The organism is Rhodococcus sp. NPDC019647 (assembly GCF_044389235.1).
Lineage (GTDB): Bacteria > Actinomycetota > Actinomycetes > Mycobacteriales > Mycobacteriaceae > Rhodococcus_F > Rhodococcus_F oxybenzonivorans.
This window is the reverse complement of the sequence record NZ_JBIRXS010000023.1, coordinates 18433-40365: the sequence shown is the minus strand read 5'-3', so window position 1 is coordinate 40365 and position 21933 is coordinate 18433. Positions and strand designations below refer to the sequence as shown.

The window sequence follows — 21933 nt, the reverse complement described above, 5'->3', positions numbered from 1 at the left end:
TGCTCGGACGCCGAACAACGACCGTGTCGCTCCGTCGTTATCCGGGACACGGTGACCACCGCACGGCGTCTTGGTCAGGCGTTACCGTAGCGGTCGGCGAAGAGGCGATGGCGCTCGCCCACCCGTCGGCACTCTTCCCGCAGCTCAGGGGGATCGAGGACGGTGAAATCGGTACCGAAAGCGCTGAGCCACTGGGCTATCGACGCCAGGGAGTCGCCGCCGAGCGCCACCGCGCAGCGGCCGTCCGGCAGTTCCTCGAGAGTGCCCCAGTCTTGGTGCACCATGGGTGCGATCTCACCGATCGGAGCGTGCAACAGCACTCGCGCGCGTACCCGGGTGACGGCGCGGGTGATCCCGCGGGCGACGAAGTCGGCGGCGCCGCCCGGTGGGAGCTCACGCGGCGTGAAGCGGGGTCCTGTCGGAATCTTCGGCGTCATCCGATCCACCCGGAACGAACGCCAGTCGGCGCGCGTGAGATCCCATGCCACCAGATACCAGCGGACCCCGGACCGAACGAGTCGATAGGGCTCCACCTCGCGGCGACTCGCGGTGCCGTCGTGGGTGTTGTAGTCGAAGCGGAGCCGCTCGTGGTTGTGGCACACAGATGCGACGTCGGAAAGCACCTGGGCGTCGACGGCGCTCCGTGCGGGTTCTCGGTGCACCACGTCGACCTGCAACGTCTCGAGGCGGTGCCGAAGCCGCGACGGCATCACCTGCCGGAGCTTGGCGAGGGCGCGCATCGACGCCTCGCCGATGCCCACCACCGAACCGGTGGAGCCGGACTGGAGTCCCAGTGCCACCGCCAGAACCTCCTCGTCGTCGAGTAGCAGAGGCGGCATCTCGGCGCCGGCACCGAGCTGATATCCGCCGCCGACGCCGACGGTCGCGTCGACCGGATAACCGAGGTCGCGAAGCTTGTCGACGTCCCGGCGAACGGTGCGCGGTGTGATCCCGAGTCGATCGGCCAGTTCGGCTCCCGACCACTCCTTGCGGGTCTGCAGGAGTGAGAGCATCCGGAGGAGTCGCGCCGAAGTTTCTCGCATGACGACAAGAATGCCACCGATTGCGGACGGGTTCTGTCCTGATTTGTGAAGCAAACCGCCGGGTACGAAACCGGGCAGGGCCACCGGGCGGGCCACTACACTGGCCGCCGACGCTCCACGGACCATCGCACGAGTCTTGTAGTGAAAAATCCGACGGAAAGGTCCTCGTTGAGAATGCACACGCATGTCCGGCCGTATCCGGCCAGAGCGGTGTTGGCCGCCCTTCTGTCCACCCTCGTCACGTTCGTCCTCCTCGTCTCACCCACCGCGACGGCTTCGGCCTCGGCGGCGGATCTCTTCAACAGTGCCCAGGGAAAATTTGCTGACGGGGACGCCCGAGGTGCGCTCGCCGACATCGGCGGAGCCGTCGCCCAGGACCCGGGGGACCCGAATGCGGTGGCTTTGCAAGCGATCTATGCCGATGCCGCCTCCGACCTGATCACCCGCGAGGCCGCGCTCTCACGACTGGGCGCGATGGATGCAGGCATGCGGGCCGGCGTGCACGGCCTGCTCGACGCCGTCAGGACTGCGTCGTTCACGCCACCGAACCCGCTTCCGGCAATCCAAGGCCCGTCCACCGCCATCATCGTTCTCGGTTACGGACTGCTGCCCGACGGCAGCATGCGCTCGGAGTTGATCAACCGGCTACAGGCCACGGTGATCCAGTCGTTCGTGTCGCCGTTCTCGCCCATCATCGTCACCGGCGGCAACCCACAGAACGGCATCACCGAGGCAGCCGCCATGCAGGGATGGCTGCAAGCCAACGGTGTTGCACCCCAGCGGATTCACGCAGAGCACCGTGCCGGATCGACGGTAGCCAACGCGCTGAACTCGGTTCCGCTGGCGCGCTCGCTCGGTGCGGGTGGCGCGATCATCGTGACGTCGGCCAACCACATCCGCAGGGCAACGGTCGATTTCAACGTTGCCGGGCTTCCGGTGGTCGGCGCGATGAGCGCCGTTACCAGTGCGGGGCAGCTGATCGCCGAAGTCGCGCCCTTGACCAAGGACCAGCAACTCGGCATGTACCGAGATGCCATCCGGGTGTTCGGCATCCCCGCCGGTTACTAGGTGTGCGGCACGATAGGGCAGTGCTGTGACGATTTCGTGTCATCGGTGTTTCTGCCACGAGAACGATAGTCGGCGCAGGCGTGGGAGGTGCCACACTGCAGATCGTGGCAGTATTGCGACGCACCGACCGCAGGAGGACACATGCGCTTGTCGCCCCATGAGCAGGAGCGTCTGCTTCTGAGCTACGCCGCCGAACTCGCGCGCCGGCGGCAACAGCGGGGCCTGACTCTTAATCATCCGGAGGCGGTCGCGATCATCACCGACCACATCCTCGAGGGGGCGCGGGACGGACGTTCGGTGGCAGAGCTGATGGTATCCGGGCGTGAAGTGCTCACCCGGTCGGACGTGATGGAAGGCGTCCCCGAGATGCTGCACGATGTGCAGGTCGAGGCGACCTTTCCGGATGGCACCAAGCTCGTCACCGTCCACGATCCGATTGCATAGGAGGCACCGTGATTCCAGGTGAGGTGTTCTGCGCCGACGGCGTGATAGCGCTCAACGAGGGCGCGCCCCGCACGCGGCTCGAGGTCGTGAACGCCGGCGACCGACCCGTACAGGTCGGGAGCCATGTCCATTTCCCGCAAGCAAACTCCGCTCTGCACTTCGACCGCGTGGCCGCGCACGGCTTGCGGCTCGACATCCCCGCCGGCACGGCAGTACGGTTCGAACCGGGCATCGCGCAGACTGTTTCGTTGGTGCCCCTCGGTGGCAGGCGCGAAGTGCACGGGCTGAACCTGACGCCTCCCGGAAAGCTGGACCCGTCTTGACCGAACTCACCCGTGCGCGGTACGCCGAGCTGTTCGGCCCCACCACCGGCGATCGTATCCGGCTCGCCGATACCGACCTGCTGATCGAGATCACCGAGGACCGCAGCGGGGGACCAGGCCTCGCCGGTGAGGAAGCTGTGTTCGGTGGCGGAAAAGTGTTGCGGGAGTCGATGGGGCAGGGCCGTGGGACGCGGGCCGACGGCGCCCCCGACACCGTGATCACCGGAGTGGTGATCGTCGATCACTGGGGAATCATCAAAGCAGACATCGGTATTCGCGACGGTCGCATCGTGGCTCTCGGGAAAGCCGGCAACCCCGACACGATGTCCGGGGTGCACCCCGACCTGGTAGTGGGTCCCTCCACGGAGATCATTGCTGGGAACGGCAAGATCCTCACTGCCGGCGGGATCGACTGCCACGTGCACTTCATCGCACCGCAGATCCTGGAAGAGGCGCTCGGCGGCGGCATCACCACGCTCGTCGGCGGCGGCACCGGACCGGCCGAGGGCAGCAAGGCCACCACCGTGACACCGGGGTCGTGGCATACCGCACGGATGCTCGAGGCGCTCGACGGCTGGCCGATGAACATTGCCCTGCTGGGTAAGGGAAACACCGTCAGCTCCGAGTCGATGTGGGAACAGCTGCGCGGCGGAGTGTCCGGTTTCAAGCTGCACGAGGACTGGGGTTCGACGCCCGCCGCGATCGACGCGTGCCTCACGGTGGCCGACGCCGCCGGAGTACAGGTGGCCCTGCATTCGGACACGCTCAACGAAGCGGGTTTCGTGGAGGACACCCTCGCCGCCATCGCGGGCCGAGCGATCCACGCCTATCACACCGAGGGTGCGGGCGGCGGGCACGCGCCGGACATCATCACGGTGGCCGCACACCCGAACGTCCTGCCGAGTTCCACCAATCCGACTCGGCCACATACCGTCAACACACTCGACGAGCACCTCGACATGCTGATGGTGTGCCACCACCTCAATCCCAAGATCCCCGAAGACCTCGCATTCGCGGAGAGCCGCATCCGGCCGTCGACCATTGCAGCGGAGGATCTGCTCCACGATCTGGGCGCGATCTCGATGATCGGCAGCGACTCGCAGGCGATGGGGCGCATCGGTGAGGTAGTGATGCGTACCTGGCAGACGGCCCACGTGATGAAACGGCGCCGGGGCTTTCTTCCCGGCGACAACGGGGCAGACAACCAGCGCGTCCAGCGTTACGTCGCGAAGTACACCATCTGTCCGGCGGTCGCGCACGGGCTGGAAGGGGAGATCGGCTCCGTCGAGGTGGGCAAACTGGCCGACCTGGTGCTGTGGGAGCCGGCGTTCTTCGGAGTGCGGCCGCACGCGGTGATCAAGGGCGGCATGATCGCGTGGGCGGCGATGGGTGATGCCAACGCCTCTATTCCGACGCCGCAACCGGTGCTGCCGCGGCCCATGTTCGGGGCGGCGCCCAGGGCCGCCGCGGCGACCTCGGTGCACTTCGTCGCCCCCCAGGCACTCGAGGACGGTCTGGCCGATCGGCTCGCACTCGGCCGGCGGCTGGTTCCGGTCGCGAACGTGCGGTCCAGAGGTAAGGCCGACATGCCCCGTAACGACGCGCAACCCCGCATCGAGGTAGATCCGGATACGTTCACCGTCCGTATCGACGGTGAGGTGTGGGAGGAACAGCCGGCATCGGAATTGCCGATGGCACAACGTTATTTCCTGTTCTGATGCGCCTCGCTCATCTGTTCACGCTGGCCGACTCCAGGTTGCCGACCGGCGGGCATGTGCACTCGGGCGGGATGGAAGAGGCCGTCACCAGTGGTCTGGTCCGCGACATCCCCACGATGGACGCGTTCCTCCGCAGGCGGATTCGGGCGTCCGGGCTGGTCGCCGGGTCGATCGCCGCGGCAGTGTGCGACGGCCGGCTCTCCACCGACCAGGGCGACCTCGAGATGGATGCACGCACCCCGTCTCCGGCGGCGCGTACCTCGTCCCGCGCACAGGGAAGGGGCCTGCTGCGGTTGTCCCGCACCACCTGGCCCGAACAGAACTGGTCGCTGCTGGGAACGCGTCCGCACCTTCCGGTGGTGACCGGAGTGGTCGGGCGTCTCACCGGTGTCTCGGCCCGTGAGGCGGCGCTGGTCGTCGTCTACACCACCATGACCGGTTCCGCGATCGCCGCGCAACGGCTGCTCGCGCTCGATCCCGCGCAGGTCGCCGCCTGCACCTTCACCTTGGCGGATCTGTGCGATGACGTCGCCGATGACTGCGCGACCGGGCTGGCGAGCGTGTCCGATCCGCTTCTCGACGTCGTCGCCCAGCGCCACGTGGAACGAGACCGACCACTGTTCGTGTCCTGACGACTGAATCCTGACGAGTAAGACTGAATTAGCCCTGAGTGAGGAGAGTGACCATGCCACCGCATGTCATCGACGGTGAACCGCACGTTCATCTGCACGATCGCCCGAAGCGGACACGAGTAGCGGGTGAGCCGGTCCGGATCGGCATCGGCGGGCCGGTGGGGTCGGGCAAAACGGCTCTGGTGGCAGCACTGTGCAGGCAACTGCGCGACGAGCTGTCCCTCGCCGTTCTGACCAACGACATCTACACCACCGAGGACGCCGACTTCCTGCGTCGTCACGCCGTGCTTCCGGACGAGCGGATTGCCGCCGTGCAGACCGGTGGCTGCCCGCACACAGCCATCCGCGACGACATCACCGCCAATCTCGACGCCATCGACGACTTGATCGACACCAACCCACCGCTCGACTTGATTCTCGTCGAGTCGGGCGGCGACAACCTGACGGCCACGTTCTCCTCCGGCCTCATCGACGTGCAGATTTTCGTCGTCGATGTCGCCGGTGGTGACAAGGTTCCGCGCAAGGGCGGTCCCGGGGTGACGTTCTCGGACCTGCTCGTGATCAACAAGACCGATCTGGCGCCGATGGTCGGTGCCGATCTGTCGGTCATGCAGCGGGACGCCGAGCAGGTTCGTGAGGGCAGGCCTACCGTGCTGATCTCGCTGACCGAGGACCCGTCGTCCGGGCCGGCTCTGCAGTGGGTGCGCGAGCAGGTCCGCACGCTCGCCGACGTGCACGGGTAGTGCGCACCGAGCTGACCATCGTGGCGACTCCCGGCCGGAGCCCCCGGATCTCCGCCGTCGGCGGGCTCGCTGCCCGGATCACCGGGCGCGACACGGTCCACGTGATCGGCACGGCCGCCACCCCGCTCGGCGGTGACCACTGGGACATCACCGTCCGGGTGCTGTCGGGGGCGCGGCTGTCGCTCCGCAGCGTCGCTGCGTCCCTGGCCCTGCCCGGCCGGGGATGCACGGTGTCGACGGCACACTGGTCGGTCGATGTGGAAGACGACGCCGCCCTCGACTGCGCCCTGGAGCCGACCGTCGTGGCCGGTGCCGCCGAGCACCGGGTCGAATCGACGGTGCTCCTCGCACCGACGTCGACGCTGGTCTTGCGAGAGCGGGTACAGATCGGCCGCAGCGGGGAACGTGCCGGAATCTGGATCGGGACGACCGACGCCGATCTGGGGAATGTTCCGCTGCTCCGGCACCGGCTGGAGTTGGGCGCCGGCACCGTCTCCCATGACCTTCTCGACGCGCCCGCCGCCCTCACCAGCGAGCTCCGCTATCCCGACGATCGTCCCGCCGAGGTGTCGGGCGACGCCCGCACAGCCCGAACACGTCTTCCGCTCGCACGAGGAGGCAGCCTCACGACGCAGCTCGGCCCGCGACTGTGAGTTGAGGTCGGGGGTGCCACGCATTTCGACCCCCGTACTGCGAGCGCCTAAGCTCTATCCTTGTGCTTTCCGTCGTTCCTCGCCCCGTCGTCGTCCGGGCCCCGTCCAAGGTCAATCTCCACCTGGCCGTCGGGGACCAACGCGCCGACGGCTACCACGAGCTGAACACGGTCTTCCAGGCGCTCTCGCTCGGCGACACCGTGTCGGTCGCGCCTGCGGATGCGCTGACGGTGAAGGTTCGCGGTGAGGATGCCCGCGTGGTTCCCACCGACAGCCGCAACCTCGTCTGGAAAGCCGCCGAGATGCTTGCGATCGAGGCCGACCGGCGTCCCGACGTCGAGATCTCGATCGACAAGGGCATCCCGGTTGCCGGTGGCATGGCGGGCGGCAGCGCCGACGCCGCCGCGACGCTGGTGGCCCTCAACGCGCTGTGGCATCTCGACCTCTCTCGTGAGGACCTCCATTCTTTCGCAGCGAAACTGGGTAGTGACGTGCCGTTTGCGCTGCACGGTGGTACCGCCTTCGGAACCGGACGTGGCGAGAGGCTCCTGCCGGTTCTCTCGCGCAGCACCTTCCATTGGGTACTCGCGCTCGCAAAAGGTGGGTTGAGCACCCCCACGGTGTTCCGGGAACTCGACCGCCTGCGCGCCGCCGGCACACCACCGAAGCTCGGCGGTGCGGACGACCTCATGCATGCGCTCACGACGGGCGACGCTGCAACGCTCGCGCCGCTGCTGGGCAACGATCTGCAGGCCGCTGCCCTGTCCCTCGAGCCACGACTGCGGCGGACGTTGCGCGCCGGAGTCGCCGCGGGCGCGCTCGCCGGCATCGTCTCCGGGTCGGGGCCGACCTGTGCCTTTCTGTGCGCTGACGCGGATGCCGCGGTCCGTGTCAGCGCAGAACTCGCAGGTGCGGGAGTGTGTCGCACCGTGCGGGTCGCGAGCGGACCGGTGCCGGGCGCCCGAATAATCAATGACGCGGCGGAGGGATCGCACTGATGGCGAATCTGATCAATCTCGAACAGGTATCGAAGTCGTTCGGCGTCAAGCCGTTGCTCGACTCGGTGTCGCTCGGCGTACAGGAAGGCGAACGCATCGGCGTCGTCGGCCTCAACGGTGGCGGCAAGACCACGATGCTCGAGGTGCTCGCCGGTGTGGAGGCGCCCGACTCCGGACGCGTCAGCCGGGTCGGCGGCCTGCGGATGGCGGTGGTAACGCAACGCGGCGTCCTGCCGCCCGGCTCCAGTGTCGGCGACGTGGTTCTCGGACCGCTCGGCGTCGCCGCTCACGAATGGGCCGGTGACGCCCGCATCCGCTCCGTCCTCGCGGGCATCGGAATCGACAACCTCGGCTTGGAAGTCACCGTCGACGGACTGTCCGGTGGCGAGCGACGGCGTGTCGCGCTGGCGGCGGCGCTGGTGCAGGACCTCGACCTCCTGGTACTCGACGAACCCACCAACCACCTCGACGTCGAGGGGGTGCAATGGCTGGCCGAGCACCTGGTGTCCCGCCGTAGCGCCCTCGTGGTCGTCACCCACGACCGCTGGTTCCTCGACACCGTCGCCAACCGCACGTGGGAAGTGGTGGGCGGCAGGGTCGAAAGCTACGAGGGTGGTTACAACGACTGGGTTTTCGCACGGGCGGAGCGGTCCCGGCAGGCGGACGCCTCCGAGGAGCGCCGGCGTAACCTGGCCCGCAAGGAGTTGGCGTGGCTGCGGCGCGGTGCTCCGGCCCGCACGTCGAAGCCCAAGTACCGGATCGAGGCCGCGGAGGCGTTGATCGCCGACGTGCCGCCGCCCCGCGACAACGTGGCGTTGGCGTCGTTCGCGCAGCGCCGGCTCGGCAAGGTGGTCATCGAACTCGAGGATGCCCGTCTCGAGACGCCCGACGGCCGGGTGCTCGTCGACGACCTCACGTGGCGGCTCGCGCCCGGTGAACGTGTCGGTCTGGTCGGGGTCAACGGTTCCGGCAAGACGACGTTGCTCCGCACGCTCGCCGGGGAGATCGAACCTGCGTCGGGCAAACGCATCCAGGGACAGACGGTCCACATCGGATGGTTGCGCCAGGAACTCGACGACCTCCCCATCGGCATGCGGGTCCTCGAGGCCGTCAAGGACGTCGCGGAGCGAATCACTCTGGGCGACAAGGAGGTCTCGGCTGGACAGCTGGCCGAGCGGCTGGGCTTCACGCCGGCTCGTCAGCGAACACCGGTGGGTGACCTGTCGGGCGGTGAGCGGCGCCGCCTCCAGCTCACGCGAGTGCTGATGGCCGAGCCCAACGTCCTACTTCTCGACGAGCCGACCAACGACCTCGACATCGACACCCTGCAGCAGCTCGAGGACATCCTCGACGGCTGGGCGGGCACGATGGTCGTCATCAGCCACGACCGCTATCTGATCGAGCGCATCTGTGACACGACCTGGGCACTGTTCGGTGACGGGAAGCTGACCAACCTCCCCGGTGGCATCGAGGACTACCTGCGACGCCGTGCGGTGATGGGTGACGTCGGCGCACCGTCCGTCGCGTCGACAGCGACGGGTGCGTCGGCACCCAAGCAGGCGCGTGACGGTGCGGCGGAACGTGCTGCGCGCAAGGAACTTTCTCGCCTCGAGCGTACGGTCGCCAAGCTGGACGAGCGCGAGCGGAAGCTGCACGAAAAGCTGGCCGAGGCAGCGACGGATCCAGACAAGTTGCAGAAGCTCGACGTCGAGCTCAAGCAAGTGGTGGCCGAGAAGGAAGCGGCTGAGGAGCAGTGGATGGAACTGGCCGCCGATCTGGACTAGCCGGTCGGAAACCGAACGGTCAGCACACCATCCCGGTCGGTGACGTGGACCGTCCGGCCGATCACCGACCGCGGGGGAGTGCGGGTGTACGCCGACAGGACGGCTGCGTCCTCGGGCCCGGTGCGTCCGGCGAGGCGCCGCCCGTCGGACGTGTGTGCGACGACGAATCCGGTGGCGGGGACACCGTCGCGGCCGTACTCCACGGTGGTCGTGAGAATCTCGGCTTCGCCGTCGTATCCGGTGACGAGTTCGGGAGCGTCCGAACCGAGCTGTTCCGGCTCGGGGGTGCCGATGTAGCCGTTCCGGTGCGGCGTGCCCGAGAGCAGGACGACGTGCTGGTACGTCAGATATCCGCCGTTGCCGTGGACGAGGGCCGGGCCGGCGCCCTCACGAACGCGGCGGGTCACTTCGGCGATGGCGTGCAGGGTGTAGCTGTTGAGCGGGCCGCCGAAGAACGAGTGCCCACCGGTCACGCTGGGGACGGTGTCCTCGGGTAGGCCGAGTGCGCGAATCAACAACTTCGGGACCACCGGGAAGCAACTGTAGGCGTCGACGACATCGAGGGCGGACGCCTCGAGGGAGGCCTGGGCCAGCGCGCGGCCGACGGCCTGGTTCATCGCCGCGGAGGCTCCGAAGCTGTTGCGGGCAAGCACATCCACCGGGTCGGTCGCTCCGGCGCCACCCCACAGATAGACCACACGGTCGTCGGCGATGCCGTGTTCGCGGGCGAGCGCCAGGGAGCACACCACGACCGCGGCCGCCTGATCGACGAACGGCATGGCGTTGAGCGTCAAAGGATACGGTTCACAGACCATGCGATTGCCCGGTCCGGTGGTCGCGATGTCTTCGGGGGAATACACCGTCGACGTCCACGACGCCGGATTCTTCGCCGCCAGCTCTGAGAAGGCCGAGTACATGCGGGCCGACCACGCCGAGGATTGCTCGGGTGTGCCGCCCGAATCGTAGGTGAAGCGATTCTCGAACAAGGGATAGACGCGGGTCGGCACGATCAGCCCGGCCCGCTGCATGCCGGGGCTCCCGAGATCGGAGGCATCGAAGGCCGGTGGCCCTCCCGGCGCCGTTACCCAGCCGAGCGACACCGGATCGGTGCCCGACTTCTGTAACGCCGTCATGGTCGCCTGCGCCTCACCGCCCACCAGCAGTGCCACCGACGATCGACCGCCGGCGATGTCGTCACCGATGCGGTCGAGAAGAGCAGCAGGCCAATGGCCGCCGATCGGCGAGGTGCTTGCGATGGTAGGCGCCTGCAGGTTCAGCCGGGCCGCGAGCAATCCCGGAAGATCGTCGTAGGACCAGCTGACGGACTTGACCGCGTGTATCGCGTCGATCCGGGACCGCAGCGCTGCGACACCGCAGTCGGCGATCGCTGACTGCGCGGCCTCCGAGATGAGATCGAGTGGCTCCCGCGGGCCCGCAGGAACCCCACTTCGTCCGGACCGTACGTCGCCGACACCGACGATGACGGGTACGCGCGCTGGATCGAGCATGGAAACCCCTTCGGTGTCCGGACGGTCGAGAACCTCGTCAGCGACACCCTAGTGTGGAACGCGTTATATGTAGATGTCGGGTCACATTCACCCTGGGGGATCGGAGATCGAGTGTGGCCGAAGTCCGATCGGCGCGTTTTCGACGGGTGCGGGCGGGAAGTCGATTCGTGACCTTTTCGTGTCCCGAATCACGGCGCAAATATGCATGATCCGGGCAAAAGGGGGGAATCCAAGGCGAGCCCGCAGATGTTCGGACTAATCTGCAGTCCAGGGCATGCATGTCGCTGCACAGGAGGCGGGGGTCATGGATCTCGAAGCAATCAAACAGATCGAGCAGCTCAAGCACCGTTACTCTCGTGCACTCGATACCAAGTCGTGGGAAGAATTCGCCGACACCATGGTTCCCGAAGTCAAGGCCACGTACAGCGAATACCTGACGTTCGATTCCCGTGACTCCTTCGTGTCCTTTCTGGAGAACACGTTGGGCACTCACGTGATCACCGAGCACCAGTGCGGGCAGCCCGAGATCACCGTCACCGGTGACACGGCTGTCGGAGTGTGGTTTCTTGCAGACACCACGCTCATCCCCGAGGACGGCATGTTGCTCCGGGGGTCGGCCTACTATCACGACAGTTACATCCGGTGCCCCGATGGTGCGTGGCGGATCACGTCCACCGGGTACGAGCGCACATGGGAATCGGTGGCTGCGCTGTCGGACTTCCCGAGTTTCCGGCTGACTTCCAACAAATGGGCGATGTTGCAACCCCCCGCCTCGGCCTGACCGAGCACCGGAGGTTGCCACGACGAGGCGGGAGGTGACGATGTCGTCTGCAGTGCCCGTTCCCGGTGCGGTGCCGTACCTTACGGTGCGAAGAGGCACCGAAGCTGTCGAGTGGTATTCGGCGGTATTCGGCGCGCGAGTGGTCGGGGAGCCGATCGTTCTGGACGACGGCAGGATCGGCCACGTGGAGTTGCAGCTCCCCACCGGGATGATCTACCTCGCCGAGGAGTTCCCGGAAATGGGTTTGACTGCGCCGGAGTCAGGTTCGACATCGGTCAGCTTGATGCTGGCCGTCGACGATCCCGACGCCGTCCTGTTGAGTGCCCGCGATGCCGGGGGGACCGTGGAGCGGTGGATCTCCGAGGGGCATGGACATCGCAACGCCACCCTCATCGATCCGTTCGGGCACCGCTGGATGCTCGTCGGGCCGTAGGCCACACCGGCCCGCTACTGTCGGCACATGCCGATCGCACCGGACCCTTCGTCGTTCCCGGACACCCGGGCGTGGATACGGGCTTTGCCCGCGCTCACCGTCGTCGACCCAGCGCTTCCCGAACCACTGCCCGTCGATGCGTTGCCGGACGCGCCGCAGATCCTCTTTCTCGACTGGCTCGCCGAGGCGGCGGCCGCCGGTGTTCCAGAACCGCACGCCGCCGCGTTGTCGACGGTGGACCCGGGCGGTCGACCCGACGCTCGGTTCCTTCTACTCAAGGACGTCACGGAGCGAGGTTTCTGGTTTTCCGGCGACACGCGTTCGCCGAAGGGGCGTGATCTGACGTCGAACGCTGTTGCTGCGCTGACTATCTACTGGCGGGAACGGGGGCGTCAGATCCGGGTGCGCGGAACTGTGGTCGACGGCGGTCCGGACGTGTCGGCCCGCGATTTCCGGGAGCGGTCGGTGACCGCCCGCGCCGTCGCGACTGCGAGTCGCCAGAGCGAGGTGCTCACCGATCCCGCGGAATACGAACGGGTGGTCACGGCGGCGGCCGCGAGCATCGAGGCCGACCCCGACTTCGTGTCGAGCACGTGGCGAGCCTGGTGCCTAGTGCCCGACAGCGTCGAATTCTGGCAGGCCGATCCCGGGCGCCGGCATCAGCGCTGGAACTACCGAAGAGAGCCCTCGGGCGAGGGGTGGACGCGCGCGATTCTGTGGCCGTAGGCGCCTGCCGGATGCGGGACGATCAGCGAAGGGTCGTGGAGGGGGAGCGCAGGTCCACGACGATCGACTGGCCGTTCAGCTGGGCGTGAATCTCCGGCCGTTCGAATCCGGCCGCCACGAGGTACTCACCGAGCAGCTCGAGCAGTTCGTCGGCGTCCACGGTGGGGTCGGCGGAGTGGCTGCTCGCGGACGCGAGGTGGTCCTCGAGAAGTTCGGTGTGTGCAAGACGGCCCGCGACCCGCACGGCTGCCACTCCCATCGCGTTGCGTCGCTTCACGGTGCGTCCACGGGACTCGAGGGACGAGGTGGTGTCAACCGGCTCGGCTGCCTCCTCGGTGCTGTGAGAGCCCGAGCTGCGCGTCGGCAGCGGGAAGGTGAACGTCTCGGCGGAGCTGGGCGTCGACGCGCCGTTGCCGGTCAGTGCTCCGCTGCTCGGTTCCGCGAAGGCTGATTCGGCGGTCGAGCCGTTGCCTCTGGAGCCGTTGCTGCCCGATCCATTGGTAGAAATGCCGTTCTCCATCGTGTCGCTTCCTGCTCGTAGACAAACGGGTTCTCGCACCAGCCCGCCAGTTTGCTCGATACGAACGTGAAAGCTACCAGCACCCGAGGTTCCGCCGCGGATCCGGCGGACGGCCGACTTCAGTCGGCGGCGGCCACCAGCGGCTCGAGCGTGAGGTCGGGCAACTCCTTCTGGATGTACTGCAGTCGCCACTTGTCACTCACGAGCGCCAGTAGAACGCCGTCGGATCGGGTGAACACCTCGACGCCGCGCTGACGGTTCAGCTCGTCGACGGACTGCGGATCGGTCCGTCGGGCCAACGCGTAGGCAAGCGGTTCCATCCGGGCCTCGACGTTGAACTCGGCCTTCATCCGGGCCGCAACCACCTCGAACTGCATGGGGCCGACCGCCGCCATGACGGGTGACGCGTCGCCGCGAAGGTCGTTGCGCAGAATCTGCACGACACCTTCGGAGTCGAGCTGATCCACCGCGCGGCGGAACTGCTTGTACTTGCCCGCGCTCTCGGCCCGCAGGATGGAGAAGTGCTCAGGAGCGAACGACGGGATCGGCGGGAACTCCACCTTCTTCTCGAAATAGAGAGTGTGCCCGGGGGCGAGGGCCGTGGCGTTGACCAGTCCCACCACGTCGCCCGGGTAGGCGGATTCGACGGTGGACCGTTCACGACCGAACACCGTCTGCGCGTACTTGGTGGTGAAGGGCTTACCCGTCTGGGCGTGGGTGACCACCATGCCGCGCTCGAAGACGCCGGAGACGATCCGCATGAACGCGAGGCGGTCGCGGTGGGCTGTATCCATCCCGGCCTGCACCTTGAACACGACGGCACTGAACGGGTCCGTGACCTCGCGGGGAGTGCCGGTGATGTCCTCACGGGGGCGGGGCGGCGGCGCCAGCTCCACCAGAGTGTCGAGGATCTGCCGCACGCCGAAGTTGAGCATCGCCGACGCGAAGATCACCGGCGAGGTCTGACCGCCGAGGAACAATTCCTGATCGTGGTCCTGGCCGGTGGCCGAGAGCAGCTCGCTCTCCTCCGCGGCGGTGACCCACTCGCTGCCCTCCTTCGCGAGGGCGGCGTCCGCGTCCATCAGCTCTTCCGGGGCGATCTTGGCGCCGCCCGCGGTGCGGGTGAACCGGATGTACTCGCGGGGGGCGCCGTCCTCGCCGCGGCGCAACAGTCCTCGGAAGTCACCGGCGATGCCCACGGGCCAGTACAGGGGCGTCGGGGTGAGGCCGATCCGCTCATGGATCTCGTCGAGCAGTTCCAGCGGTGTCTGACCGGGGCGGTCCCACTTGTTGATGACCGTGATCACGGGGATCCCACGGTGACGACATACCTGGAACAGCTTGAGCGTCTGCGGTTCGAGACCCTTCGCGGCGTCGATGAGCATGACGGCGGCGTCGACAGCGGTCAGGACTCGGTAGGTGTCCTCCGAAAAGTCCGAGTGACCGGGAGTGTCGACCAGGTTGATGACGTTATCGGTGAGGTCGTCCGGCGACGCCTCGGTGGAACGGTAGTTGAACTGGAGAGCCGTGGAGCTGACCGAGATACCGCGGGCCTTCTCCATCTCCATCCAGTCGGACACCGTCGACTTGCGCCCCGCCTTCCCGTGCACGGCGCCCGCCTCGGAGATCACCTTCGCGTGCAAGGCGAGAGCTTCGGTCAACGTCGACTTACCGGCATCGGGGTGGGAGATCACAGCGAAGGTCCGGCGGCGCTGAGCCTCCGCGCGGACGCCCTTGCCGAGCTTGTCCTGCGACGAGGCAGTGGTGGCGACAGACTCCGCCTCGGCTGGGATGATGTCGGCCGAGTCGGACGGGGTAGTCAACGAAGAACCTCTCGGGGGACTGGATGCGGAAAAGCCAGGTGGCCGCATACCAGGTTACCCGGGGGCCGAGAAGGGATTTACAGCACATCCGGCGAGAGGTAACACTGACCTGACGTAACACTCAGCTCGGGTTCGGATATTTAATCAGCGTGAGTCGTCGGGGCGCTCCGGAGTTACGTCTACTGCGTTCGGACACCCGTATCTGCACGAGGAGAAATCTTGAGCAAGTTCACCGACGAGATGTATGCCACCGCTGTCACCAGCAACCGCGGGTTGGTCACCGGTGAGCCGGATGCGCCGTTGCGACAGCCATGGGGCGAAATTCATCGGGTGGCGCGGCGGATGGCGGGTGCGCTCGCGGCGGCGGGTATCGGCCACGGCGACGCCATCGGCATCCTGGCCGGTCAGCCCGTCGACATCGCGCCGTCCTGTCAGGGAATCTGGATGCGTGGTGCGTCCGTCACGATGCTGCATCAGCCCACCCCGCGCACCGATCTGGCGGTGTGGGCCCAAGACACCGAAACCGTGATCAGAATGATCGATGCGAAGGCAGTGATCCTCGGTGCGCCATTCGACGCGGCCAAGCCGCTACTCGAGGAACGCGGCATCACAGTGGTGACGGTGGCCGAACTGAACGAAGGTCCGGAGGTCGAACCGGTCGAGACCTTCGAGGACGACATTGCCTTGCAGCAGCTCACCTCCGGCTCCACCGGGTCGCCGAAAGCCGTGCAGATCACCCATGAGAACTTCTACACCAACGCCTACGCGATGATCGATCGCATCAAGTTCTCCCTCGACGACGACGTGATGGTCAGCTGGTTGCCGCTGTTCCACGACATGGGGATGGTGGGCTTCCTCAGTGTGCCCATGCAGGTCGGTGCCGAGGTCGTCAGCATCACCCCGATGGACTTCCTCCGCACCCCGCTGTTGTGGGCGCAGCTGATGGGCAAGTACAAGGGCACGGTCACGGCGGCACCCAACTTCGCGTACTCGCTGCTGGCCCGTCGGCTGCGGCAAGCCGAGGACGGTGTGGTCGATCTGTCCAGCGTGCGGTACATGTGGAACGGGGCCGAACCGGTCGACCCCGACACGATGACGGCGCTCGCCGAGGCCGGCGCCCGGTTCGGACTGAATCCGTCCGCACTCGCCCCCGTCTACGGGATGGCGGAAACCACCCTCGCGGTGTCGATTCCCGACCCGGATCAGGGTCAGGTACTCGACTTCGTCGACCCGGACATTCTCGAGGCGATGTCCCGGGCTGTTCCGTCGAGCAAGCCGAATGCGCGTCCCCTCGCCACCCTCGGGAAGATGGTTCCGAACCTCGAAGGCCGGGTCGTCGACGGCGACGGGGAACTGCTCCCCACCCGTGGAGTCGGGATCATCGAGGTGCGCGGCAAGGCTGTGACCCCCGGATACGTCACTCTCGAGGGCCACAAGCCGGCGCAGGATCCGGACGGCTGGCTCAACACCGGTGATATCGGCTACTTCACCGAGGAGGGTCTCGTCGTGGTGTGCGGTCGCATCAAGGACGTGATCATCATGGGTGGCCGCAACATTTATCCCACCGACATCGAGCGGGCAGCCGGCACCGTGTCCGGTGTCCGCCCGGGCAACGCGGTCGCGGTGCGACTCGACGCCGGCCAGAAGCGGGAAAGCTTCGCGGTCGCGGTCGAAACCAACAACTATCAGGACCCGGACGAGGTCAAGCGGATCGAACACGAGGTCGTGCACGCAGTGGTCTCCGAGGTGGGGGTGCGTCCGCGTACCGTCGCGGTCCTCGGACCCGGCAGCATTCCCAAGACGTCGTCCGGCAAGTTGCGCCGGACCACCTCGGCGTCGCTGGTCCGCGACTGAGGCGCCTTCGGCGCCCGTGCGCCTTTCTGGTAGCTGGAACAACCAAAAAGGCGCACGGGCGCGGAGCGCCTAGTGCAGGCGATTCTGCGCAGCCTCGAGGCCGACCTTCAGCAGGAGTTCGACGGCGTCCGCCGCTTCCTCGCAGAGGATGTCGAGTTCCTTGCGTTCCACCGAGGAGAAGGGCTTGAGCACATACGACGCGGGGTCCATCCGTCCAGGCGGTCGTCCGATCCCGATGCGGGCGCGGAGGTAATCCTTGGTGCCCAGTGAACTGGAGATGGACCGCAAACCGTTGTGGCCGCCTTCGCCGCCGCCCTGCTTGAAACGGACGGTTCCGAAGTCGAGGTCGAGCTCGTCGTGGATCACCACGATGTTGTCGGGGTCGACGGAGAAGAATCGCGCCAACCCGGCTACGGCGCCTCCCGACAGGTTCATGTACGAGCGCGGTTTCGCCAGGATCGTCGGGCGCCCTTCGAGCCGCCCTTGAATGATGTCGGCGCCACTTTTCTTGTGTGCGCTGAACTTTGCTCCCATGCGACCGGCCAGCACACCGGCCACCATGAAGCCGATGTTGTGCCGGGTCTTCTCGTACTGCGGTCCCGGATTTCCCAGGCCGACCACCAGAGCCGTGTCTTCACTCACCGGCAGGTCCTTCCCTATGGCAGGTTCTCGTCACACGAGAGCGGCGCGTCACCCCGGAATTGTCCGGGACGACGCGCCGCCGAGTTCAGTGCGGTTGCGAGAGGATCAGCTCTCGGCGCCCTCTTCGGCAGGGGTGCCGGCTGCTTCGCCGGTCTCTTCCTCGAGGTCGGCTGCGGTGGGGGCCGGGACGACGTTGACGATGAGCAGCTCGGGGTCGGCCTGCAGGGTCGAACCCTTGGGCAGCTCGAGCTGGTTGGCCAGGATCTGCGTGCCGGCCTCGAGGCCCTCGACCGAAACCTCGATCTGCTCGGGGATGTGCAGCGCGTCGGCCTCCAGAGCGATGGTGGCGGCGTCCTGGGCGACCAGGGTGCCGGACGCTGCCTCACCGGTGACGACGACGGGGACCTCGACCGTGACCTTCTCGCCCTTCTTGATGACGAGGAGGTCGGCGTGCTCGATGTAGTTGCGGATCGGGTGGATCACGACCGACTTGGTGAGGGCGACCTGGGGGGTGCCGTCGATGTCGAGGTTCAGGATGGCGTTGGTGCCGTGCGCACGCAGGATCGCGGCGAAGTCGCGCGACGGCAGGTTCAGGTGGCGGGGATCCTCACCGTGGCCGTACAGAACAGCGGGAACCTGACCATCGCGGCGGGCGCGGCGGGCGGCGCCCTTGCCGAACTCGGTGCGTACGGCGGCTACGAGGGTGTTTTCGTCAGACATGGTGAAACGGCTCCTACAACTCACGGTGGTTACTGGCTGGCGTCTTGTCGCCGGTGAGGGACGAACGGGCGCACGGGCCAGGAGCGAAACGCTCGAGCTGAGCCGTAGCCGCGTCGATCACGGTAATCCAGCGTATCGAACAAGCCGGTTCACCCTCGCCGAGACAACTTACGGAACTCTACCGGATGGCTGCCGGGCCTGCTAATCGGGTCGTCGTTTCGATGACGCCCTCACCATGTCGGGCCCAGTCCTGCCACCGGCCCACTAACGGACTAGTGGTGTGGCTCACATGGCCGGGGGTAGCCTCGGCGGTGTGAGCACAGAACCCCGGAGCGCCGACCGGTTGACCGCGGTGGCCAGCGGCGTGGATCTGTCACGGCATGCCCGATTGCTGAGCAGGGTGCACGACGCGGTGCTGTCCGGGCAACAGCCGCCGGTGATGCCGCGGGACGTGGTGGCACGTTCGTGGTCGCGACTGCAGGCAGGTGGGGTGACCCCCGATCATTGTGCCGACGTGGAACCGGCCGACTTCGCGGAGATCGAGGAGCGCCGGACGCGCACCGCGCTGAGGTCCGTTCTACCCGAGCTGCGTAACACGCTGACGCAGGTGGCCGACGACGCCAACTTCATCGTGGTCATCGCCGATGCCGACGGCGTGCTGCTGTGGCGCGAGGGGTCACGCGGAGTGCGCAAAGCCGCTGATGCGCTCGGGTTCACGGAGGGCGCGCGCTGGGCGGAGCAGGCGGTGGGCACCAACGCGATCGGTACGGCTCTCGTCGAAGATGCTGCGGTACAACTCTTTTCGGCGGAGCACTATGCGCCGTCGCATCACGGGTGGTCGTGCACGGGATCGCCGGTCCACGATCCGCGCACGGGGGACATTCTCGGCGTGGTGGATATCAGCGGTTCAGCAATGTCGGTTCATCCGACCACGGTCGCGCTCGTGCGCACCGCGGTTCGCCTCGCCGAGGCCACCCTGTGGCGCGAGCACACCGCGCAACTCGAGAAGTTACGCGGACGGGCCGCCCCGTTGCTGGCTTCGGCGGGTGGTCCGGCTCTGGTCGTCGATCAGCACGGCTGGGTGGCGGGCGCGACCGGGATCGCTGCACCCGAGCGGCTGGCTACGCCGAGTCAGGGCAAACCGCTCCTCGTCCCCGGGCTCGGGATTTGCGTGCCCGAACCGCTGGGCGACGGGTGGCTGGTGCGTCGCCGGGTCGACGGCGCGGGACTGCAGGTGGAACTCGACCTCGGCGCGTCACCGCGGGTGACGGTGTGCGGAGACGCGAACTGGACGCAGGCCCTCTCGCCGCGGCATGCGCAGATACTCCGGGTGTTGGCGGTGGCGGGGAACGGGGGTGTCGATGCTGCTTCCCTCAGCGAGGCACTGTTCGGCGATCGAGAGCACGTGGTGGCCGTCCGCGCCGAAGTCTCGCGTCTGCGCAAGACTCTCGGCGCGGTGCTGAGCACGCAGCCCTACCGTTTCGCGGACGGCGTGAGCGTGCGGGTGCTCGACTAGCTCTGCTTCGCGGCGGCCACGCCCGCCCGGCGACCGTAGAAGCTGCCGTCGCCGAGCGACGTTCCGCTGGCGTATCCGCCCGCGCACACACCCGACGTGCAGCGGCCCGCTGCGAAGAGTCCGGGAATGGGCTCCCCGGAGACGTGTAGTACCTCGGAGTCGAGGGTGGTCCGTAGCCCGCCCAGAGTGAAGCCCAGCGTGAACCCGCGCAGGTCGAGTGCGGCGACGGGGGAGCCGATCGGCTTCACCCATTCGGACTTCTTGTGCAGCAGGGGATCGATGCCGTCGGCGGCGTGCTTGTTGTAGACCTCGACGGTCGATCGGAGTGCACCCTCGGGCAGCCCCATGTCCGACTCGAGTTCCTCGACGGTCTCGGCGACCCACTTGGGTTGTACGCGCAGGAAGGGGGTGGCGGTGGTGGCGGCAACACCTTCGTCGTAGGCCGCTTCGTCGATGACGAGGAACGCCTGATTGTCCTGGTGGAACAACGTCATCTGACCGATGCGCCCCGAATAGGTGTCTTCCGGGACGTACCGCTGTCCGCGACCGTTCACCAGAATGCCACGCACTATCAACTGGGGATCGCACACGAACGCCACTTCGGTGGCATCCATGTGGGCCAGGTCGGCGCCGAGAGCCTGGGCCATCAGGATCGACCGGCCGTCGTGTTCCTCGATGGCGGCACCGGGCCGGCCGATGAGGCGGGGAGCGTAGGCCTGAATCATCTTGTCGTTGTACGCGAAGCTCCCGGTGGCGAGGACCACGCCGCGTCGGGCCCGGACGGCGACCTCTTTGCCGTACTGCTTGGCGATGATCCCGACGACCCGACCGGTGTCGTCCGTGATCAGAGTCTGCACGCGCATGTCGTACTCGGCTCGCACGCCCAGCTTTTCGGCGGCCTCCACCAGTGGCTTCATCAGCATGTAGCCACCACCCTTCTCGCCGGTGCGCTTGCCGTCCATCTGCGGAACGTGTCCGCGGGGTGCAGGTGTGGCGATTTCGTTGAACGGTGCCGCGTTCTCACCACCCGAGTACATGAGGCCGTCGTCGAACGGCGGTTCCCAGCCCGGCTCTCCCCAGAAGCTCGCCTTGAACGGCACGCCGCACTCGACGAGCCAGTTGTAGTGCTCGACGCTGCCGTCGCAGTAGTCGGCGATCTTCTCCTCGTCGGCGCCGGGGCCGAGGGCTGCCATCATGAACTTCTTCATGTTCTCGGGCGAGTCCTCGAAGCCACAGGCTTTCTGAAGGGGTGTACCGCCGCCGAGGTAGATGAAGCCCCCCGCCAGTGAGGCTGCGCCACCCCAGCCGCTGGTGCGCTCGAGGACCAGAACATCGGCGCCGGCCCGTGCCGCCTCGATCGACGCGGACACACCAGCGATCCCGTACCCCGCGACGACGACGTCGGCCTCGTAGTCCCACGTGGCGATCTCGGAAACGGGTCGCGGGCGGATCGGAGTCGGTTCGGCCATGGGTGGTCCTCTCGGGCGCTCGGATGTGACGATGCACGGCTATCCGAACTGTAACCTGTTATAGCCGGGAGTCGACCTGCCGTCTCGCTGAGTGGGAGGCGATTTTCACGCTGTGCCTATAACTCCAGATCACGCACATCGGTCAGCTCGTAATGAAGCGTTTCCGTCCGCATCAGCCGGTGGGCGAGGTGGACGAAAACTCGTTGCAGAACCGGGTACCGCTTGTCGATGAGCACGCCGGCAGCGCGGGACTCCTCGCCGCTGAGCAGACGAGCCGTTGCCTGGGCCGGCGGCCCGGTCGGTTTGCCTGCCCAGGTACAGGGGCGGATCCGGACTTCGGGGAAGTTGCGGAGCCGTTTGTTCTTCGACGCCTTGCCCGGAGTGCGGAAGACGGCACGTTCGCCGTCCACCACCAGATTGACCGGAGTGTCTACCCAGGTCCCATCCCGCTTGCGGGTCTGCAGTTGCACGACCTTCTCTGCGGCGAAGCGGGGCAACGCCGTCGATGCCGGATTCGTCATTTTTCTCGCGTCCT

Annotated in this window: 22 protein-coding genes; 14 read left to right on the top strand and 8 right to left on the bottom strand. The window is 67.0% G+C overall.

The window, feature by feature from the left end; genetic code table 11:
• Positions 1-74: 74 nt before the first annotated feature.
• Entirely contained in the window at positions 75-1043 is a 969-nt protein-coding gene (locus ACH49N_RS28855) for a YafY family protein (RefSeq protein WP_358276017.1), read from the bottom strand.
• A 174-nt stretch (positions 1044-1217) separates the two neighbouring features.
• Here ACH49N_RS28855 and ACH49N_RS28850 point away from each other — a divergent pair, with 174 nt between their 5' ends.
• The 9 genes from ACH49N_RS28850 (at position 1218) to ACH49N_RS28810 (ending at position 9406) form a co-directional block, all read left to right on the top strand.
• Positions 1218-2111 carry a YdcF family protein gene (locus ACH49N_RS28850; RefSeq protein ID WP_358276019.1) on the top strand — a complete coding sequence of 298 codons (894 nt, stop codon included), beginning with the start codon at positions 1218-1220 and terminating at the stop codon, positions 2109-2111.
• A gap of 141 nt (positions 2112-2252) precedes the next feature.
• On the top strand, positions 2253-2555 hold the full coding sequence (locus tag ACH49N_RS28845; protein WP_159925067.1) for an urease subunit gamma: 303 nt from the start codon (positions 2253-2255) through the stop codon (positions 2553-2555).
• Positions 2556-2563: 8 nt separating this feature from the next.
• Positions 2564-2878, top strand: coding sequence for an urease subunit beta (locus ACH49N_RS28840; RefSeq protein ID WP_109332442.1), 315 nt, complete (start codon positions 2564-2566; stop codon positions 2876-2878).
• Positions 2875-4596: an urease subunit alpha gene (locus ACH49N_RS28835; protein ID WP_358276021.1), complete on the top strand. Its 1722-nt coding sequence runs from the start codon at positions 2875-2877 to the stop codon at positions 4594-4596. Before ACH49N_RS28840 ends, ACH49N_RS28835 begins: the two co-directional genes overlap by 4 nt.
• The gene (locus ACH49N_RS28830) at positions 4596-5228 is read left to right on the top strand and encodes an urease accessory UreF family protein (RefSeq protein WP_358276022.1); all 633 of its coding nucleotides are present in this window, start codon (positions 4596-4598) and stop codon (positions 5226-5228) included. Before ACH49N_RS28835 ends, ACH49N_RS28830 begins: the two co-directional genes overlap by 1 nt.
• Positions 5229-5281: 53 nt before the next feature.
• Entirely contained in the window at positions 5282-5971 is a 690-nt protein-coding gene (gene ureG / locus ACH49N_RS28825) for an urease accessory protein UreG (RefSeq protein ID WP_358276023.1), read from the top strand.
• The gene (locus ACH49N_RS28820) at positions 5971-6624 is read left to right on the top strand and encodes an urease accessory protein UreD (RefSeq protein ID WP_250771686.1); all 654 of its coding nucleotides are present in this window, start codon (positions 5971-5973) and stop codon (positions 6622-6624) included. Before ureG ends, ACH49N_RS28820 begins: the two co-directional genes overlap by 1 nt.
• 62 nt (positions 6625-6686) lie before the next feature.
• Positions 6687-7622 carry a 4-(cytidine 5'-diphospho)-2-C-methyl-D-erythritol kinase gene (locus tag ACH49N_RS28815; RefSeq protein ID WP_250771682.1) on the top strand — a complete coding sequence of 312 codons (936 nt, stop codon included), beginning with the start codon at positions 6687-6689 and terminating at the stop codon, positions 7620-7622.
• Positions 7622-9406, top strand: a complete 1785-nt coding sequence (locus ACH49N_RS28810; protein WP_358276025.1) for an ABC-F family ATP-binding cassette domain-containing protein — start codon at positions 7622-7624, stop codon at positions 9404-9406. Before ACH49N_RS28815 ends, ACH49N_RS28810 begins: the two co-directional genes overlap by 1 nt.
• Here the strand turns inward: ACH49N_RS28810 and ACH49N_RS28805 are convergent.
• Positions 9403-10914, bottom strand: coding sequence for an acetyl-CoA acetyltransferase (locus ACH49N_RS28805; RefSeq protein ID WP_159925081.1), 1512 nt, complete (start codon positions 10912-10914; stop codon positions 9403-9405). The two genes, ACH49N_RS28810 and ACH49N_RS28805, sit on opposite strands and share 4 nt — an antisense overlap.
• Before the next feature lie 304 nt (positions 10915-11218).
• On the opposite strand from ACH49N_RS28805, the gene ACH49N_RS28800 reads away from it, so the two are divergent.
• From ACH49N_RS28800 to ACH49N_RS28790, 3 genes are read left to right on the top strand one after another with little or no spacing between them, the layout of a single operon-like run.
• Positions 11219-11695: a nuclear transport factor 2 family protein gene (locus tag ACH49N_RS28800; RefSeq protein ID WP_109332434.1), complete on the top strand. Its 477-nt coding sequence runs from the start codon at positions 11219-11221 to the stop codon at positions 11693-11695.
• Positions 11696-11735: 40 nt separating this feature from the next.
• Positions 11736-12128, top strand: a complete 393-nt coding sequence (locus tag ACH49N_RS28795) for a glyoxalase/bleomycin resistance/extradiol dioxygenase family protein (RefSeq protein ID WP_159925083.1) — start codon at positions 11736-11738, stop codon at positions 12126-12128.
• Between the two features lie 27 nt (positions 12129-12155).
• Positions 12156-12854, top strand: a complete 699-nt coding sequence (locus ACH49N_RS28790; RefSeq protein WP_159925085.1) for a pyridoxal 5'-phosphate synthase — start codon at positions 12156-12158, stop codon at positions 12852-12854.
• Between the two features lie 22 nt (positions 12855-12876).
• On the opposite strand, the gene ACH49N_RS28785 is transcribed toward ACH49N_RS28790, so the two are convergent.
• Both ACH49N_RS28785 and ACH49N_RS28780 read right to left on the bottom strand, forming a co-directional pair.
• Entirely contained in the window at positions 12877-13374 is a 498-nt protein-coding gene (locus tag ACH49N_RS28785) for a hypothetical protein (RefSeq protein WP_159925087.1), read from the bottom strand.
• Positions 13375-13493: 119 nt separating this feature from the next.
• Complete coding sequence (locus tag ACH49N_RS28780) at positions 13494-15197, bottom strand: peptide chain release factor 3 (RefSeq protein ID WP_159925089.1); 1704 nt, start codon at positions 15195-15197, stop codon at positions 13494-13496.
• A gap of 219 nt (positions 15198-15416) precedes the next feature.
• On the opposite strand from ACH49N_RS28780, the gene ACH49N_RS28775 reads away from it, so the two are divergent.
• On the top strand, positions 15417-17051 hold the full coding sequence (locus ACH49N_RS28775) for a fatty acyl-AMP ligase (protein WP_159925091.1): 1635 nt from the start codon (positions 15417-15419) through the stop codon (positions 17049-17051).
• A 69-nt stretch (positions 17052-17120) separates the two neighbouring features.
• On the opposite strand, the gene pth is transcribed toward ACH49N_RS28775, so the two are convergent.
• Together pth and ACH49N_RS28765 are read right to left on the bottom strand one after the other, a co-directional pair.
• On the bottom strand, positions 17121-17693 hold the full coding sequence (pth, locus tag ACH49N_RS28770) for an aminoacyl-tRNA hydrolase (protein ID WP_250771667.1): 573 nt from the start codon (positions 17691-17693) through the stop codon (positions 17121-17123).
• Between the two features lie 105 nt (positions 17694-17798).
• Positions 17799-18413 carry a 50S ribosomal protein L25/general stress protein Ctc gene (locus tag ACH49N_RS28765; protein WP_109332428.1) on the bottom strand — a complete coding sequence of 205 codons (615 nt, stop codon included), beginning with the start codon at positions 18411-18413 and terminating at the stop codon, positions 17799-17801.
• A gap of 289 nt (positions 18414-18702) precedes the next feature.
• Between ACH49N_RS28765 and ACH49N_RS28760 the strand changes: the two genes are divergently transcribed.
• Positions 18703-19929 (top strand): GAF domain-containing protein, encoded by a 1227-nt coding sequence (locus ACH49N_RS28760; RefSeq protein WP_358276029.1) that lies wholly within the window; start codon positions 18703-18705, stop codon positions 19927-19929.
• On the opposite strand, the gene ACH49N_RS28755 is transcribed toward ACH49N_RS28760, so the two are convergent.
• Complete coding sequence (locus ACH49N_RS28755; protein ID WP_358276031.1) at positions 19926-21398, bottom strand: FAD-dependent oxidoreductase; 1473 nt, start codon at positions 21396-21398, stop codon at positions 19926-19928. The two genes, ACH49N_RS28760 and ACH49N_RS28755, sit on opposite strands and share 4 nt — an antisense overlap.
• A gap of 116 nt (positions 21399-21514) precedes the next feature.
• Positions 21515-21919 (bottom strand): PPOX class F420-dependent oxidoreductase, encoded by a 405-nt coding sequence (locus ACH49N_RS28750; protein WP_159925097.1) that lies wholly within the window; start codon positions 21917-21919, stop codon positions 21515-21517.
• Between the last annotated feature and the right edge of the window lie 14 nt (positions 21920-21933).